At 42.8% G+C, this 16,646-nt stretch carries 16 protein-coding genes; 7 read left to right on the top strand and 9 right to left on the bottom strand.

The window, feature by feature from the left end:
* Window positions 1-167 precede the first annotated feature (167 nt).
* The gene (locus DCO44_RS05005; protein WP_116759659.1) at window positions 168-1,157 is read left to right on the top strand and encodes an AraC family transcriptional regulator; all 990 of its coding nucleotides are present in this window, start codon (window positions 168-170) and stop codon (window positions 1,155-1,157) included.
* Window positions 1,158-1,227: 70 nt separating this feature from the next.
* Here the strand turns inward: DCO44_RS05005 and DCO44_RS05000 are convergent, their stop codons facing one another.
* Complete coding sequence (locus tag DCO44_RS05000) at window positions 1,228-2,568, bottom strand: MFS transporter (protein ID WP_116759657.1); 1,341 nt, start codon at window positions 2,566-2,568, stop codon at window positions 1,228-1,230.
* 471 nt (window positions 2,569-3,039) lie between these two features.
* On the opposite strand from DCO44_RS05000, the gene DCO44_RS04995 reads away from it, so the two are divergent.
* The 5 genes from DCO44_RS04995 (at window position 3,040) to DCO44_RS04975 (ending at window position 7,929) form a co-directional block, all read left to right on the top strand.
* Window positions 3,040-4,299 (top strand): dienelactone hydrolase family protein, encoded by a 1,260-nt coding sequence (locus tag DCO44_RS04995; protein WP_116759655.1) that lies wholly within the window; start codon window positions 3,040-3,042, stop codon window positions 4,297-4,299.
* A 2-nt stretch (window positions 4,300-4,301) separates the two neighbouring features.
* On the top strand, window positions 4,302-5,087 hold the full coding sequence (locus tag DCO44_RS04990) for an SDR family oxidoreductase (RefSeq protein ID WP_116759653.1): 786 nt from the start codon (window positions 4,302-4,304) through the stop codon (window positions 5,085-5,087).
* 45 nt (window positions 5,088-5,132) lie between these two features.
* Complete coding sequence (locus DCO44_RS04985) at window positions 5,133-6,371, top strand: styrene monooxygenase/indole monooxygenase family protein (protein ID WP_213066309.1); 1,239 nt, start codon at window positions 5,133-5,135, stop codon at window positions 6,369-6,371.
* 30 nt (window positions 6,372-6,401) lie between these two features.
* Window positions 6,402-6,932, top strand: coding sequence for a flavin reductase family protein (locus DCO44_RS04980; RefSeq protein ID WP_116759721.1), 531 nt, complete (start codon window positions 6,402-6,404; stop codon window positions 6,930-6,932).
* A gap of 109 nt (window positions 6,933-7,041) precedes the next feature.
* Window positions 7,042-7,929 carry a transporter gene (locus tag DCO44_RS04975; protein ID WP_416224518.1) on the top strand — a complete coding sequence of 296 codons (888 nt, stop codon included), beginning with the start codon at window positions 7,042-7,044 and terminating at the stop codon, window positions 7,927-7,929.
* Between the two features lie 83 nt (window positions 7,930-8,012).
* Here the strand turns inward: DCO44_RS04975 and DCO44_RS04970 are convergent, their stop codons facing one another.
* From DCO44_RS04970 to DCO44_RS04935, 8 genes are all read right to left on the bottom strand, one after another.
* Complete coding sequence (locus DCO44_RS04970; protein ID WP_116759647.1) at window positions 8,013-9,032, bottom strand: helix-turn-helix domain-containing protein; 1,020 nt, start codon at window positions 9,030-9,032, stop codon at window positions 8,013-8,015.
* 385 nt (window positions 9,033-9,417) lie between these two features.
* The gene (gene pcaD, locus DCO44_RS04965; protein ID WP_116759645.1) at window positions 9,418-10,209 is read right to left on the bottom strand and encodes a 3-oxoadipate enol-lactonase; all 792 of its coding nucleotides are present in this window, start codon (window positions 10,207-10,209) and stop codon (window positions 9,418-9,420) included.
* Window positions 10,210-10,253: 44 nt separating this feature from the next.
* The gene (pcaF, locus tag DCO44_RS04960) at window positions 10,254-11,465 is read right to left on the bottom strand and encodes a 3-oxoadipyl-CoA thiolase (RefSeq protein ID WP_116759643.1); all 1,212 of its coding nucleotides are present in this window, start codon (window positions 11,463-11,465) and stop codon (window positions 10,254-10,256) included.
* Window positions 11,466-11,596: 131 nt separating this feature from the next.
* On the bottom strand, window positions 11,597-12,253 hold the full coding sequence (locus DCO44_RS04955; RefSeq protein ID WP_116759641.1) for a 3-oxoacid CoA-transferase subunit B: 657 nt from the start codon (window positions 12,251-12,253) through the stop codon (window positions 11,597-11,599).
* 13 nt (window positions 12,254-12,266) lie between these two features.
* Window positions 12,267-12,947, bottom strand: a complete 681-nt coding sequence (locus DCO44_RS04950) for a 3-oxoacid CoA-transferase subunit A (RefSeq protein WP_116759639.1) — start codon at window positions 12,945-12,947, stop codon at window positions 12,267-12,269.
* A 159-nt stretch (window positions 12,948-13,106) separates the two neighbouring features.
* Entirely contained in the window at window positions 13,107-14,027 is a 921-nt protein-coding gene (catA, locus tag DCO44_RS04945; protein ID WP_116759637.1) for a catechol 1,2-dioxygenase, read from the bottom strand.
* Window positions 14,028-14,149: 122 nt separating this feature from the next.
* Window positions 14,150-14,440: a muconolactone Delta-isomerase gene (catC, locus tag DCO44_RS04940; RefSeq protein WP_116759635.1), complete on the bottom strand. Its 291-nt coding sequence runs from the start codon at window positions 14,438-14,440 to the stop codon at window positions 14,150-14,152.
* Entirely contained in the window at window positions 14,400-15,563 is a 1,164-nt protein-coding gene (locus DCO44_RS04935; RefSeq protein WP_116759633.1) for a muconate/chloromuconate family cycloisomerase, read from the bottom strand. Before DCO44_RS04935 ends, catC begins: the two co-directional genes overlap by 41 nt.
* 100 nt (window positions 15,564-15,663) lie before the next feature.
* Here DCO44_RS04935 and DCO44_RS04930 point away from each other — a divergent pair, with 100 nt between their 5' ends.
* The gene (locus DCO44_RS04930) at window positions 15,664-16,575 is read left to right on the top strand and encodes a LysR family transcriptional regulator (protein WP_116759631.1); all 912 of its coding nucleotides are present in this window, start codon (window positions 15,664-15,666) and stop codon (window positions 16,573-16,575) included.
* Window positions 16,576-16,646 lie beyond the last annotated feature (71 nt).

Genomic DNA, 16,646 nt, shown 5'->3' with positions numbered 1-16,646 from the left:
ACTCTAGAGGTATTTCACAAAATTAATTTTTTCATTTAAAAAAGGAAAAAGATTTTGTCTTGAGATATAGTCTAAATGAATGGATAAAAGAATGACCAATCGAAGGATTTTGATTGGCATAAAAGTTGCTGATTTAAGCAATAGGGTCTTAGCTAGGTGAAAAGGATATGACATCACTCAGCCAACAGATGAATGTGAACCACTATTCTCGGCAAGCAGATTTTGCTCAGAATTTAATGGCGAGCATTTGTGGTGAGCATCGTTTAGAGACAAGTGCACGTGATACCTTAGATTTTCATTATGATGGTATGCGGTTACCTAATCGAAAAATGGCAATTGGCACGATTCGTTATGGTGCAAATGTTGCCATCAATATTTCCAATTTAAAAGCCTACAGTATTAGCTTGCCTTTACAGGGGAAACAGGCTTTAAGTATTCGTGGTGAAAATTATGTTTCGGATGAGAATAGAGGGTTAATTGTCTCGAATAATGATTGTCAGGAGTTAATTATTGACCGTGATTGCCAGAAATTGCAGGTGGTGATTCCTGAGCGAAGTATGCACATGGTTTTGGCAGATTTGTTGAATCAGTCCATTGATCAGCCCATTATTTTTAATCCAGAAATGCACATTGATTCGACACAATTAATTCATGCATGGTGGAAAAATATTCAAAATTTCTTGCAGTTTAATGCACAGAATAATGGTTTTTTTGGCTTGCAAATGTTGTCTGATGACTATGAAAATTTTGTGATTAAGGCGTTATTGCTTTCTCAGGAGCACAATTATTCTGCGGCATTAAAAGTACATGCACAGCAACAAGAGCCGATCTATATTCGCAAAGTTAAAAATTTTATTATTGAGCATGCACATGAAGATATTCGTGCTGATGATTTACAACGTTTGGCAGGTGTTTCAAAGTCAAAACTGTACGATGAATTTCAGCAATATTATGGTACTAGCCCGATGTCTTTTTTGCGCAAATATCGCTTGCAGCAAATTTATAAAATTTTAAGTCATACCAATATGAGTGCTAAGTTATCGATTTCAAAACTGGCTTACGATTGGGGTTTTACTCACCTCAGTCGTTTTTCCCAAGACTATAAAGAGGAGTTTGGTGAAAAGCCAAGTGAAACTAAAAATAAGTCGCGTGAATAAATGATTAGATACAAGAAACCCCTGATTGAGAAATCTCATCAGGGGTTTTTCTATGCGATATGCAAATGTGTTAGACCGAATTTTCTAAGTTATATATTGCTTTAGATTTGGATTTTTCATAGATGACTTTTAGGGTTAAAGCTATAAATGAAATGAAAGTTGGGATAGCCAGTACAAAGAAGATGCCACCTAAGCTTAAGTTAAAGGTAAAAATGAGTGAACCGAAGAATGCACCTAAGATTGCGCCAATCCGTCCGATGCCATGCATCCAAGATACCCCAACTGCGCGGCAAACGGCTGGATAGAACATCGTTGCTAACGGTAGCAATGAAGACTGCGCACCAGCAAGCAATGCACCAATCAAGAAAATGGTGATGCCGAGCAACAAAATATTTGAGCTGACTACACCTGCAACAAGGAATAAGCCGAATGCAATGAGATAGGCATATTTAATTACGGTGGTTGGATTCACTTTATCCATATACCAACCCATGATGGTTGCGCCAATTACGCCACCAAAAGGGAAAATTGCGGCAATTAAGCTAAATTGTTGTGTGCTAAAGCCCGCCGTTTTTAAAATAGTTGGCATCCAACTGGTTAAAAGATAAAACACCAATAGACTGGTAAAACAGCATAACCACAACATGCTTGAACCCCACAAGTACTTGCCCAATACAATTTTTACAGGATTTTCATTGGTGGTTTCGGTTTGTGGCAAGACCAGTTTCACAGGTTCATTAAAAGGATGTCCTTGAATCTTTTCTAAGATGGTGAGTGCTTTATCTTGGCGGTTACGTGCAATCAGCGATTGTGTTGATTCAGGCAATGCAAGTAGCAAGACAATCACCAACAGTAAAGGAATACTACCGCCAAGAATAATGACCTTAGACCAACCAAATCCTTCGAGTAAATAAGCGGACAATACACCACCACAAGAAATGCCTAACATAAAACCACAACCTGCGAGTCCTGTGAGGAAGGCTTTGCGCTTAACTGGCATATATTCAGACACCATGGTACTGATGTTTGGCATAGCTGCACCTAATCCAATCCCCGTAATAAAACGGTAAATCATCAGTTCTTGGGTAGAGCTGGCAAAACCGCAAAGAATGGTAAATACTGAAAATAGCAGTGTGGTTGTGACAATAATGCCTTTACGACCAAACTTATCGGACAGGGGACCTGAGATAATCGCACCGATTGACATGCCGACTAATGCGGCACTGAGTACGGGTGCCAGTTGTGGTTTGCTAATGCCCCAATCATCCAGTAAAGCAGGCGCAATAAAGCCAATAATTCCCGTATCTAGACCATCACAGAAAAAGACCAAAAAACCCAGAATAAAGACGAGCCATTGTAAGGGGGAGAGCTTCTCTCGATTGATAATATTGGTTGCTTCAATTGTTCTCATAATTCTTCCTTTGAAAGTATGATTTAACTCGGTTGGATTGACCCTTTTTATACAAATTTATTCATGGCATTGATGGATGAATTTTGCGTGAGCAATGTTCTTATGTCATGAGCATGAGTGAAGGGTGTTCTATTTACACCAGAGTCATAACCTTATTTTGATAGGTATCAGGACTCTTTAAACGGTAGAGTAAGTTGTGATATCGCGAGGTATGAACATATCTTGATTGAACTATTTTTATACCTAGAGGACTATCCACTAACTCCTGAACTTCATCCATTTTTTCCATTCGTGCAGGATAGTTTTTTTTACAGATTATTTTGGGTCACCTACACAAGCAAAAGAAGCATTCATATTTAGAAACGCGATTTAGAATTGCGCATGGATTGGATAGTGCTCGCAGCTTTTGGACAGTCATCTTAAAAATTTGGATAGAAGATAAAGCCATAACAAAGTCAGGAGTTGACGATTATGGCTGGTCAAACGATTCAGATAAAAACCGAGACTGGTAAACAATTTAGTGCTTACTTGGTCGCCCCATCTTCAGGTAAAGGTCCAGGCATTGTGTTGTGTCAGGAAATCTTTGGGGTCAATGCTGCAATGCGGGAAAAGGCAAATTTTCTTGCCGAGGAAGGATACACCGTTCTTGTTCCTGATTTATTTTGGCGTAGTGCAGCCAATATTGAATTGGGCTATACCCCAGAAGATTTTCAAAAAGCTTATGCACTTTATCAGCAATACGATGAAAATTTAGGCGTAGAAGATATTCAGGACAGTCTGGCTTATCTGCAAACACGACCTGAATGCGATACGTCTACAGGGCTGGGTGTTGTTGGGTATTGCTTGGGCGGAAAACTGGCATATTTAGCTGCCTGTCGTTTGCCAGAAGTTACTTGCGCCGTTGGATACTACGGGGTTGGTTTAGAAAATGTACTGGATGAGCTGGCAAACCTAAAAGGACGTTTGGTGCTGCATATTGCAGAGTTAGATCAATTTACGCCACCAGATGCGCGACAAGCAATTTTGCAAGCCGCGAGTCAATATAGCAATGTCAAAGCCTATGTCTATGAAGATGTCGATCATGCCTTTGCTAGACCGAAAAGTGAACATTACCACAAACCATCAGCCCGATTTGCCCATGAGCGCACAGTGACTGCACTGCATGACACGATTGGACCACATTATGACTTAGTGGCGTTATGGGAAGAGCATATTCGGCATGAGTTTGATACTCGAGATGTCCCTGCGACGATGGCAACCATGGTGGCTGAACCGTATGTCAATCATATTCCAACGTTGACAGGTGGTGTGGGTCAAAGTCAGTTAGCGCGTTTCTATCGTTACCATTTTGTCCATCAAAACCCTGAAGACATGAAGATTACCTCTATTTCACGCACGGTCGGATCAACACAGGTGGTCGATGAATTCATCATGAGTTTTACCCACGACACCGAAATTGATTGGCTACTCCCTGGGGTGAAACCAACAGGCAAATATGTCGAAATTCCAATGCTGGGTGTTATTCAATTTCGCGGTTCTAAACTGTGTCATGAACATATTTATTGGGATCAGGCATCGGTACTGGTGCAAATTGGTTTACTCAACCCTGAAGGATTGCCTGTGGCAGGTGTTGAGACGGCTAAAAAACTCCTGAATGAAGATTTACCTTCCAATACGCTGATGCCGTCATGGAACAGCAGCGAAGGTAAACCGATTGGTGAGGGAGTGTGATGATGAACATTGATTTAAAAGGCAAAGTTGCCGTGGTCAGTGGCGGTGCAACTCTCATTGGTAAAGCCGTGGTTCAGGCTTTGGTGAATGCAGGCGCGCGCGTTGCCATTCTGGATATCGATGCCAACGGAAAGAAAATTGCAGAAAGTTTTCCTTATGACGTGATGTTCATACAAGTGGATTTGACCAGTGATATTGCGATTCAGCAGGCAGTCAAGAACATTCATCAGCATTTGGGTGAAGTCAGTTGTTTAGTGAACTTGGCATGTACTTACTTGGATGATGGTTTTCAGTCTTCTCGTCAGGATTGGCTAAAGGCATTGGATGTCAATGTGTTGTCTGTGGTGGAGTTAACGCGTGCCTTTTATCCAGACTTAAAAAAGCATCGTGGTTCGATTGTGAATTTTACTTCGATTTCTGCCAAGTATGCGCAAACAGGACGCTGGTTATATCCCGTATCCAAAGCGGCTATTCGCCAATTAACTCAAAGTATGGCTATGGATTTTGCCGCAGATGGCATTCGGGTCAATTCGATTTCCCCAGGTTGGACATGGTCACGGGTGATTGCCGAAGTCAGCGGCAACAACCGTGAAAAAGCAGATAACGTGGCTGCGGATTATCACTTATTGGGTCGCTTGGGACATCCAGAAGAAGTGGCCAATGTGGTGCAGTTTTTACTGTCACCTGCAGCGAGTTTTGTAACTGGGGCAGATTATGCCGTTGATGGTGGATATTCGGTCATGGGACCTGAAGGGGCACAACCCGCCATTCCACGCTTAGCCAGCTAAAACAGACATTCATTATTTAGAACATTAAGAAATTTGGAGAAGCACATGCGCCGTATTGCAATTGTTGGAGCAGGACAATCAGGCCTGCAACTTGGATTAGGTCTGTTAGATACAGGCTATGACGTGACCTTAATTACCAACCGTACTGCCGATGAAATCCGTCAGGGCAAAGTCATGTCGAGTCAATGTATGTTTCATACGGCTTTACAAACAGAACGGGACTTAGGGCTGAACTTTTGGGAAGAACAATGTCCTGCAGTGGAAGGAATTGGCTTGGCTTTGGTCAATCCTGAACATGGTGGCAAAGCATTTGAATGGAGTGCGCGTCTGGAACGCTATGCACAATCGGTCGATCAGCGCGTAAAAATGCCCTTTTGGATGCAGGAATTTGAAAAACGTGGTGGTCGATTAATCATTCAGGATGTTGATATTGAAGAACTAGAGCAATTGGCCAATGAATATGAGTTGGTCTTACTCGCCGCAGGAAAGGGTGAGGTCGTCAAGCAATTTGAACGTGATGCGGAACGAAGCACTTTTGATCGACCGCAACGTGCCTTGGCACTGACCTATGTCAAAGGCATGAAACCCGTCTCGCCGTATTCACGCGTCACTTTCAACATCATTCCAGAAGTGGGGGAATACTTCTCTTTCCCAGCACTGACCATTAATGGACCATGCGACATTATGGTTTTTGAAGGCATTCCTAACGGCCCCATGGACTGTTGGCAAGATGTACAAACGCCTGAACAGCATTTACAGCGCAGCCTTGAACTGCTTAAAAAATATGTGCCATGGGAATTTGAGCGTTGCAGCAATGTTGAACTTACCGATGCAGGCGGCTATTTGGCAGGTCGATTCCCACCAACAGTGCGTAAACCTGTTTTGACGCTGCCTTCAGGTAAAAAAATCTTTGGTATGGCCGATGCGCTAGTCGTAAATGATCCAATTACAGGTCAGGGTTCAAATAATGCTGCCAAATGCAGCAAAATTTATTTCGATGCCATTTTGTCTAATGATGATCAGATCTTTAGTGAGGCATGGATGCAACAAACCTTTGAGCGTTATTGGGCCTATGCCGAAAAAGTCGTGGCGTGGACCAATAGTCTGCTGTTACCACCGCAACCGCATGTTGTGGAATTACTTGCAGCAGCCAGCCAGAACCAAGCGATTGCTTCAGTGATGGCAAATAATTTTGATGACCCACGAGATTTTGCACCATGGTGGTTTGATGCGGAACAGGCTCAGCATTTTCTTGCCATGAAAACAGCTCAAAAAGTTGCCTAATCGGGCTTTGTAAAAAGGATATTACTCATGATTGATAGCATTGAAGATATGGCATTACAGCCAGTAAACGTTGAAAACCCAAGAGAAATACGGAATTTACTTGGGCAGTTTGCAACAGGTGTAACGGTCATCACGACACGCAGTAAGCAGGGGCGTAAAGTAGGCATGACTGCGAACTCTTTTTCTTCCTTGTCACTCGACCCGCCATTAATTTTATGGAGTTTGTCTAAAACTGCCCCAAGCATGTCAGATTTTGTTGATGCTGAACATTTTGCGATTCATATGTTGGCACAAGAACATCATGTGCTTTCAGGACATTTTGCCAAAGCCTCTGCCGATAAATTCGCAGGAATTGCACATCGAGAATGTGATGTAGGTGTACCCATTCTGGAGGATGTACTGGCAACCCTTGTCTGTCGAAATGTGACCCAATACGAAGGAGGCGATCACCTTATTTTTATTGGTCAAATTGAGCAATATCAACAACGGCAGGGAGAGCCATTGGTTTTCCATGCGGGGAAATACCGAGTCGCGGCTGCTCATCCAGAGCTAAGCAATTAAAGATTTAGTCACGATGAAACATCGTGACTTTTTTATTTAGGAAAAAACAATGAAGTCTCATGTAGTACAAAAAAGTGTTTTGCTCTGTAGTTTGAGTTGTATTTCTGTTATGGCTCAAGCCTATGATTTGCCGACTGTAAATTTAGGTATGACCAGCTTTTTAGATGGTGGCTTACCTGCGGGGACAGGTTGGTATGCACAGACCTATTTTCAAAACTATGAAAGTGATGAATTGGTCGATGCAAATGGGAACAAACTCCCTTTACCGAAAACAGACCTCAACTATCAAGTGATCCTGGAGCAAATTAGCTACTTATCTAATGTTAAATTAGGCGATCATGCCAGTTTAGGGATTAACTTTCTGATTCCATTTGTGAGCAAAATGGATATGGACGATGGCTTGAATAATCTGGCAATCAAGTCGCAAAGTGGTTTTGGCGATGTCATGATTGGTCCTTTTGTGCAATTCGATCCAATTATGGGCGCAGCAGGTCCAAAATTTGTACATCGGATTGAGTTCCAAGTGAACCTGCCAACAGGGGATTACAGTGCACAAAAAGATATCAATCCAAGTAATCATGCCGTTTCGTTGAATCCGTATTGGGCTGCAACCTACTGGTTTAATCCAAAATGGACGGCTTCGACACGCATTCATTATCTGTATAATTTTAAAAATGATGATCCAAGTTATGCATTTTCAGGTGCAGATGAGCTTCAAGCGGGGCAGGCATTGCACGCGAACTTTGCTACAGATTATGCAGTTACGCCACAATTTCGCTTAGGGCTAAATGGGTACTGGTTAAAGCAAATCACCGATACCGAAGTGGATGGCGAGAAAGTAAAAGGACGTAAAGAAAAAGTTTGGGCAATTGGTCCAGGTGCAATGTACAGTTTTTCACCAAATAACCATGTGGTTGCCAATGCCTATTTTGAACAAGATGCAGAAAATCGTCCTGAAGGGACGCGAATGCAAGTTCGTTATATTCATCATTTCTAATTCAACTTCGCCTTTTATCCCATGCAGGATAAAAGGCGATTTATTTCTTTTAGAGCTGAATTGTAGATTGCATTTTAAGTGGGTTAGCTACAACGACGGGTAGATGATGGCAAAGTTCCAAAGCGTCTTTTATATTCTTGAGAAAATCTACCTAAATGCATAAATCCCCATTTAAATGCCACGTCCGTAACGGTTAAATGTTCATTTCGTACAAGTTCTAAGTGTGCCTGCTCAAAACGTAATTCTCTCAGATATGCCATTGGGGTCGTGCCCAAATAGTTTTTAAAGCCCGTAAATAAAGTACGAACACTTACACCCGCTTGTTCGGCCAGCGTTTCCACACTTAACGGCTCATGTAAATGTTGTTGAATATAGGCTTCAGTCCGTTTAATAAAGTGTGGCGAAATCGTTTTATCTTTATAAGAATCAATTTTATCCAAGCCATTATTGGGCTGCCCATAAATCAGCGCGTTTAATAGATTCGATTCAAACTGTTTAAAAGCCAATGGATGATGCAGTGGATGTTTGTCGCATGCCAGTGCATCCATTAAGGTGCGGAGCAATTGCAAAAAGTAGCTGCCATTTTGGCTAGTAAAATCGAGCTTAGGATCAAAAATAAGCGGAGTGTTGTCAGTGTCAGGAATATGTTGGCGACAATGATGCAGAAAATCATCTTTAGAAATTTTTAAAATGAGTTGCGGAGAGTTGGCATGCCAATGCATCCGTAAAGATTGTTGCGGTGAGATGATGGATGCGACTTGCGAATAGGACATAAATTTTTGGCGTCCAAACTCAATTTCAGCATAACCATGGGTTGGAATCTGGATTAAATAAAATTTGTCTAAATGGTCAGGTTCTATAATCACATCCGCACCGTAGACTAGACGGCTAATCGACAGGGCGCCTGTTTTAATATGGTGCATGGTTGCACTAAAATTTTTCTGTGGCTTGGAGATTTTTAACAGGTGAGGTTTAAAAACTTGCCCCACATTTTTACAGATTTCATTTATATCTTGATGGTTGAAAAGTAAATTATGGGGAGAAAAAATAGATTCCTGCTGGAAATTCCGTCCATTTAATTCAGAAGAGTTGGCTTGATACATATCGTTATTCCTTTGGCTAACTCCTGCTTGTATTTCACCTTTGAAAATTCTGCTCGGAAGAATTTTGAAGCGGGTGTAAATACTGCACTTAGATGATTCAGTTGTGCGCAAAATATATAAAGATCAATGCAAGATACAGACCAGAATTGCCAAAAAATGCTGCTTTCAACAAGTATTCAGTGAAGGAATCAATATCCTTATTTTAAGTGTTTAATAACAGGCATATACTTGAAGATTCCATTCCATGCGCTTGGTTTTCTTATTCAGATCTTAGTCCTTAAGATCGATACAATTTTATAGCAAATCCAAGTGATCTGGTCAATTTTATGATCACTTGGATGATGCTGATCTTATTAAAATATGATGTATTTAAATGAATGTATGCCTATAGACATGCATTCACTTGTAAGAAATTCATAAGATTCTGATTAAACGCCGTTGGCTGTTCCACATTAGAAATATGCGATGCATCAATTTCTACCAACTGACTGTTTGGAATCTGACTTTGCATAAACTCAGCATCTGCCACTGTCGTCACAGGATCTTGCCGTCCTGCAACAATCAATACAGGCACCGTAATCGTCTTTAATTGCTCCCGAACATCCGCTTTAGCCAAAGCTTCACAACAACTCGCATAACCTTCTGGGCTGCCAGCACCTAAGTCGTTTGAAAGCGTTGCAACCGTTGCTGCGTTGCTTTGGATAAAGGGAACTGTAAACCATCGCGAAGCTGCGCTGTCCGCGATGGATTGTAAACCTTGAGATCTGACCAAAGCCGCCCGATCCAGCCAAGCCTGCTCCTGACCAATTTTAGCCGCCGTATTACACACCACCACATGGCTAAAACGCTCAGGATAATGAATGGCCAACCATTGACCGGTTAAGCCCCCCATAGAAATCCCACAAAATGCAGCGTGTTGAATCTTTAAATGATCCAGCAAATGAATCACATCCTCACCCAATTGTTGCAGGCGATAAGGACCTTGCGGGGTAGATGAAGCACCATGGCCGCGCGTGTCATAACACACCACAAAAAACTGCTCTTTTAAAGCATTAAACTGCTGCTGCCACATGCCATAATTGGTCCCCAAAGAATTGGAAAATACCAAAGCAGGATTGGCGGCATCACCAAAAGTTTGATAATGCAGTTGCACATCAGGCGTGGTTAAAATAGGCATACTGTTCTTCCTTAAGTTATCTTTTACTTAGCGATCTGTCTAAATTAGCCTTCAACCCGCTGAATAATCATTGCAATACCTTGACCAACACCAATACACATTGAACATAGCGCATAAGTTCCACCCGTTTGTTCTAATTGGTTTAAAGCCGTGGTGACTAAACGCGCACCCGATGCACCAAGTGGATGCCCCAAAGCAATCGCCCCACCGTTTGGATTCACCTGTGTCGTGTCATCTGCAAGACCTAGGTCACGGGTAACCGCCAGTGCTTGTGCCGCAAACGCTTCATTCAGTTCAATCACATCCATCTGTTCTAATGTCAGATTGGCTTGTTTAAGAAGTTTCTTAATCGCTGGCGCTGGGGCAAAGCCCATAATGCGAGGTTCAACCCCCACAGCCGTAGATGCAATAATCTTGGCACGTGGTTTAAGTTGGTACTGTTCAATGGCTTGTTCCGAAGCAATCAGTACAGCAGCCGCACCGTCATTGATGCCTGACGCGTTTCCCGCTGTGACGGTGCCTTCTGCTGTGACGACTGGCTTCAGTTTAGCCAAACCTTCGAGTGTGGTCGATGCACGAGGATGTTCATCTGTATCCACCACAATCGGATCACCCTTACGCTGCGCAATACTGACAGGGACGATCTCATGTTTAAAAAAGCCTTGAGCTTGCGCGGTTGCTGTGCGCTGTTGACTCGTCAAGGCAAACTGGTCTTGATCTGCACGATCAATATGAAATTGTTGTGCCACATTCTCTGCGGTCTGCGGCATGGTCTCTACACCATACATAGCTTTCAGCTTCGGGTTGATCAAACGCCAACCCATGGTGGTGTCTTCAATCTTCTGACTACGGCCATAAGCCGTTTCCGATTTACCCATCACAAAGGGCGCACGTGACATGCTTTCCACACCCCCTGCAATGATCAAGTGCGCTTCACCGGCTTTAATCGCACGAGCTGCCATGGCAATCGCATCGAGTGATGAGCCACATAAGCGATTCACAGTCGTGGCTGGAACTTCAACCGGTAAACCTGCCAACAATGCCGACATACGACCAACATTACGGTTGTCTTCACCGGCTTGGTTGGCACAGCCATAGATCACGTCATCGACTTGAGTCCAATCTACGCTAGGATTACGTTGCATCAAGGCTTGAATCGGCACGGCACCCAAGTCATCGGCACGGACTGGGGCTAAACCACCCGCATAACGGCCGAATGGGGTACGAATGGCATCGATGATATAAGCGTTTTTCATGTCTATTCTTCTCTTAATCCTCCCCCTTGCGAAGCTATGCTTCTCATCCTTTAAAAAGGAGGGAGACTCACCGCACTTGATGCTGGAAAAGTCCCCCTTTAGCAAAGGGGGATTTAGGGGGATTCCAATCATTAATTCTGTTGTGTCGCATCCACCAACGGAGCACCCGTCATCGCCTGCAATTCTGCAAAGCTTAGACCGTCCACTTTCTCAATCACTTTAAGACCGTCAGCAGTGACATCAATCACACACAGTTCGGTGTAAATACGATCGACACATTTCAAACCTGTCGCGGGATAGCTCAATTCAGCCACGATCTTCGGCTCACCTTGTTTGGTCACATGGTCGGTGGTGATAAACACTTTCTTGGCACCGACCGCTAAGTCCATTGCACCACCCACAGCCGGAATCGCATCGGGTGCACCAGTATGCCAGTTGGCCAAGTCACCATTGGCTGCCACTTGAAAGGCACCCAAGACGGCTATATCTAAGTGACCACCCCGCATCATGGCAAAAGAATCCCCATGATGGAAAAAGGCTCCGCCTTGTAACATGGTCACGTATTCTTTACCTGCGTTGATCAGTTCAGGATCTTCTTCACCTGCGGCTGGTGGTGGACCAAAAGCCAATAAACCATTTTCAGAATGTAAGAACACATCTTTGTCTGAAGGCAGATAGCTGGCTATCTTAGTCGGTAAGCCAATACCGAGATTGACATAAGCTCCATCAGGAATATCTTGTGCCACACGTTCTGCAATTTGGTTGCGGCTGAGTTTTTGATAGCTCATGATGTTCTCCCGATTACACAGCCACAGGTTCAGGCTGAACCTGCACCACGTGTTGAACAAAAATACCTGCGGTGATGATGTGTTCAGGGTCAAGCGCACCGAGTTCGACCACTTCAGAAACTTGAGCAATGGTCACATTGGCTGCCATCGCCATAATCGGGCCAAAGTTACGTGCAGATTTACGGTAGACCAAGTTACCCCAACGGTCGCCTTGTTGGGCTTTAATCAAAGCGAAGTCAGCTTTGATCGGGTATTCCAGTACATAATCTTTACCGTCGATGTGACGGGTTTCTTTGCCTTCGGCCAATAAGGTGCCAAAGCCTGTTGGAGTAAAGACTGCCCCGAGTCCCATGCCCGCAGCTTGAATACGGCAGGCCAAATTGCCTTGAGGGACCAGTTCCAATTCGATTTTGCCTGCACGATAGAGTTCATCGAAGACCCAAGAGTCGGACTGACGCGGGAACGAACAAATGACTTTTTTCACGGCACCCGCTGTCAACAGTTTCGCCAGACCATAGTCACCATTACCAGCATTGTTGCTGACGATGGTAAGGTCTTTAATGCCGAGTTGAATTAAGCCATCAATCAGTTCAGCAGGTTGTCCTGCTGTACCAAAACCACCGATCATGATGGTTGAGCCGTCTTGTATCTGGGATAAAACTTCATGAATTGAAGCGGTTGATTTATTGATCATGTAAAGCACCCATACATTGATTTTCGGATCTGCTTCATTCGTGCAAATATCAAATGTCGAAAAGGGGAGTTGGAAATTAAAAAAATGTAGCGTTATTTGGAAACTGAATGGAATGAGCTAAGAGTTGTCTTAGCTCATTCATAATTTTATTTCTAAGCGTTAAGCCACCGCACGACGACGATCAACTTCAGTTGAAGGAGCAGAAGCCGCATCTTTGACCAATTCAATATTGAATGTGATGTGCTTAAATGGTTTGTCTAAACCACGACGTTGGATTTCAGCAGGATCAGTGACATCTACCGCAGTTGCGACTAAACCATCACGGGTTGCAAAAGCAAAGTCATCCCATAAATATTGATCACCTTCAATATTGAACTGGGTGGTTAATTTACGGAAACCTGGCGCAGAGACAAAATAATGCACATGTGAAGGACGGTTACCGTGACGACCTAACTTATTCAGTACGGCTTGCGTTGTGCCTTCAGGAGGGCAGCCATAACCCACAGGCATAGTGGTTAAAGCCACATATTGACCTTGTGCATCGGTTAAAATGGTGCGGCGTAAATTAAAGTCCGATTGAGACTTATCAAAGAATGAGTAGTTGCCTAAGCTGTTCGCATGCCAAACTTCAACTTTTGCATTTTCAATGATTTGACCGTCTGCATCACGGACAATCCCTTCAATAATTAAAGTATCAATTTTGTCCGATTCACTGCCATCATCCATGCGTGCAAAGCCTACAGTTTCAGGTGCACCTGCCACATATAAAGGACCTTCGATGGTACGTGGTGTACCACCTGTAACACCTGCTTTGGCATCTGCTTCATCGGCACGTAAATCGAGATAATGCTCCAAACCTAAGCCAGCAGCTAAAAGACCAAGTTCATTGGCTTGACCTGCATCGGTAAAATATTCCAAGCCTTTCCAAACTTCAGAGGGTTGGATATCTAAATCTTCAATGGCTTGGAATAGATCGCCAAGCAAACGAACAATAATTTGTTGAATGCGTGCATCGACAGGTCCTTGTGCGGTATCGACATTCATTTTTTTTACAAGTGCATCAATTTGTTGACGGTTCATACTATAACTCCTGAAGTATGTAGATTATGGATGGCATTATTATTGGCTATTGATTTAGCTACTTGGTTCTAATGCCACAGTCCTTGTTATGTTTAAAATACAGATTAATGGTGATTCAGATTCTATGAATCATCCTCTCGGATAGAAGAAGGGTGTCGATTTAAAGGCATCACTTCAATTTTCATAAATGGATAGAGTGGCAAACCTTGTAAAATGTTATGCAACTCTTCATTACTCGCAACATCAAAAATACTAATGTTGGAGTACTGTCCCGTAACACGCCAGATGTGTCGCCATTTTCCAGAGCGTTGCAATTCCTGAGAATATGCTTTTTCAACAGCTTTAATTTCATTGGCTTTTTCAATGGGCATATCAAGCGGAATATGCACATCCATGCGTACGTGAAATAACATTTACGGCTTCCTTGTCTTTACGTCGTAGTAGTTCAATTTTGTCTTCGTCAATTTCAATGCCTAAACCTGCACTTGTAGGCAGATGAAGTTCAAAATTTTCATAGCGAAGTGGTGTTTTCAAAATTTCTTCGGTCAGTAGTAATGGACCAAATAATTCTGTCCCAAAGGCTAAAGATTCGAAGGTCGAGAAGGCATGTGCAGAGGCAATACTGCCAATAGGACCTTCCAACATGGTGCCACCGTACAAATCAATGCCTGCCAGACTCGCAATTTTGGCAACTTCACAGGCTTCGAGCAGTCCGCCCGATTGTTCAATCTTGACAGCAAAGACATCTGCACCATGACTTTTAGCAATGCGGTAAGCACTGTCAGGGCCTGTAAGGGCTTCATCTGCCATAATGGCAACGTCAAAACGCTGAGTTAGACGGGCTAAAGCATCCGTATTTTGAATAGCACACGGTTGTTCAATGAGGTCGATACCGCCATCTTGAAGTTGCTGAATACCACGGATACATTCCAGTTCTGACCAAGCACGGTTTACGTCTACACGTACACTGATGTCTGCACCCAAGGCTTTTTTAATTGCAATCACATGATCAACATCTTGCTGTAAAGGGCGTGCACCGATTTTGAGTTTGAACGTGTTATGACGTTTCAGCTCAATCATTGTTTTCGCTTCAGCAATATCTTTTTCGGTATCACCCGAAGCCAGTGTCCACAGTACAGGTAAACTTTCGCGTAAACGTCCACCAAGTAATTCGCTGATGGGTAAGCCTAAACGTTTGGCTTGAATATCCAGCAGCGCAGTTTGAATGGCGCACTTGGCAAAGCGATTACCATTAATATTTTTACGGATCAGTTTTAAGGTTTGTGCAACATTTAACGCTTTCACTGAAGCCAGTAATGGTGCAAAGTAAGTATCAATATTGGCTTTAACACTTTCGGGGCTTTCTTCGCCATAATTCAGCCCACCAATGGTGGTGGCTTCGCCCCAACCGACAAAACCATCCGTAGTTGTTATTTTTACTAATACCAATGTTTGAATACGCATCGTTGTCACAGACAGTTGATGCGGGCGGATTGTTGGAATATCCACGAGTATGGTTTCTATGCTTTTATACATGAAGTTTCAACTGTTTCGAACTTGTTTGTATACCATAGAAGAATGTAATGACCTAAAATAGATATGGACTGGTATTTTAAAATACTAAAAAGGTATGTTAATGGAATTAAGACATTTACGATATTTTGTGACCGTGGTTGAAGAGCAAAGTATTACCAAAGCTGCGGAAAAGCTGTTTATTGCTCAGCCACCATTAACTCGCCAAATTAAAAAATTAGAAGAAGAATTGGGGATCGATCTTTTTGAAAAAGGTTCTCGACCCTTAAAAGCGACGGAGGCTGGCTTATATTTCTATCAACATGCGGTGCAGATTTTAACGCATGCAGCGCAAGCCACGACCATGATCAAGAAAATCAACGCAGTCAATACCAGTGTAAAAATTGGGTATGTCAGTTCATTGCTCTATGGTTTATTGCCACAAATTATTTATTTATTCCGTCAAAAAAATCCAGATATTCAAGTTGAGTTGATTGAATGTAGCACCAAGGATCAGGTCGAGGCATTAAAACTAGGTAAAATCGACATTGGTTTTGGTCGGTTGCCGATCAGTGACCCTGCAATTAAAAGACTGTTGCTACGCAAAGAAAAATTAAAACTGGCGATTTTTAAAAAGCATCCTTTAAATACTTATCAGGAAACTGGCGTGTATTTATCGCAAATTGTGAATGAAACCATTTTTTCCTATCCCAATACCCCTAAACCGAACTTTTCAACCACTATACAAGCCATGTTTACCCAACTGGGGCTTATTCCAACCAAGTGGACGGAAGTCCGTGAAATTCACATGGCTTTGGGTTTGGTTGCCTCAGGCGAGGGCATTTGTTTAATTCCAGAAAGTGCTTGCGACATTGGCATGAAAAATGTCGAATATCTGAATATTTTAGATTTAGAAGCCCATAGTCCAATTTCGTTGTCGATGCGCAACATGGACCAAAGTGCGTATATTCCAAAAATTTTAGAGTGTATTGAAGAAATCTATCGGACTGAGAACATTTCTAAAAACTTAAATTGATCGGATGTCGTTGACACATTCTACAAAAAAGATGCCTCATCCTGTATGAGGCATCTAGGCGAAAAAGTATA

The organism is Acinetobacter sp. AM, assembly GCF_003105055.1.
Classification (GTDB): domain Bacteria; phylum Pseudomonadota; class Gammaproteobacteria; order Pseudomonadales; family Moraxellaceae; genus Acinetobacter; species Acinetobacter tibetensis.
This window is presented reverse-complemented; position numbering and strand designations above follow the sequence as displayed.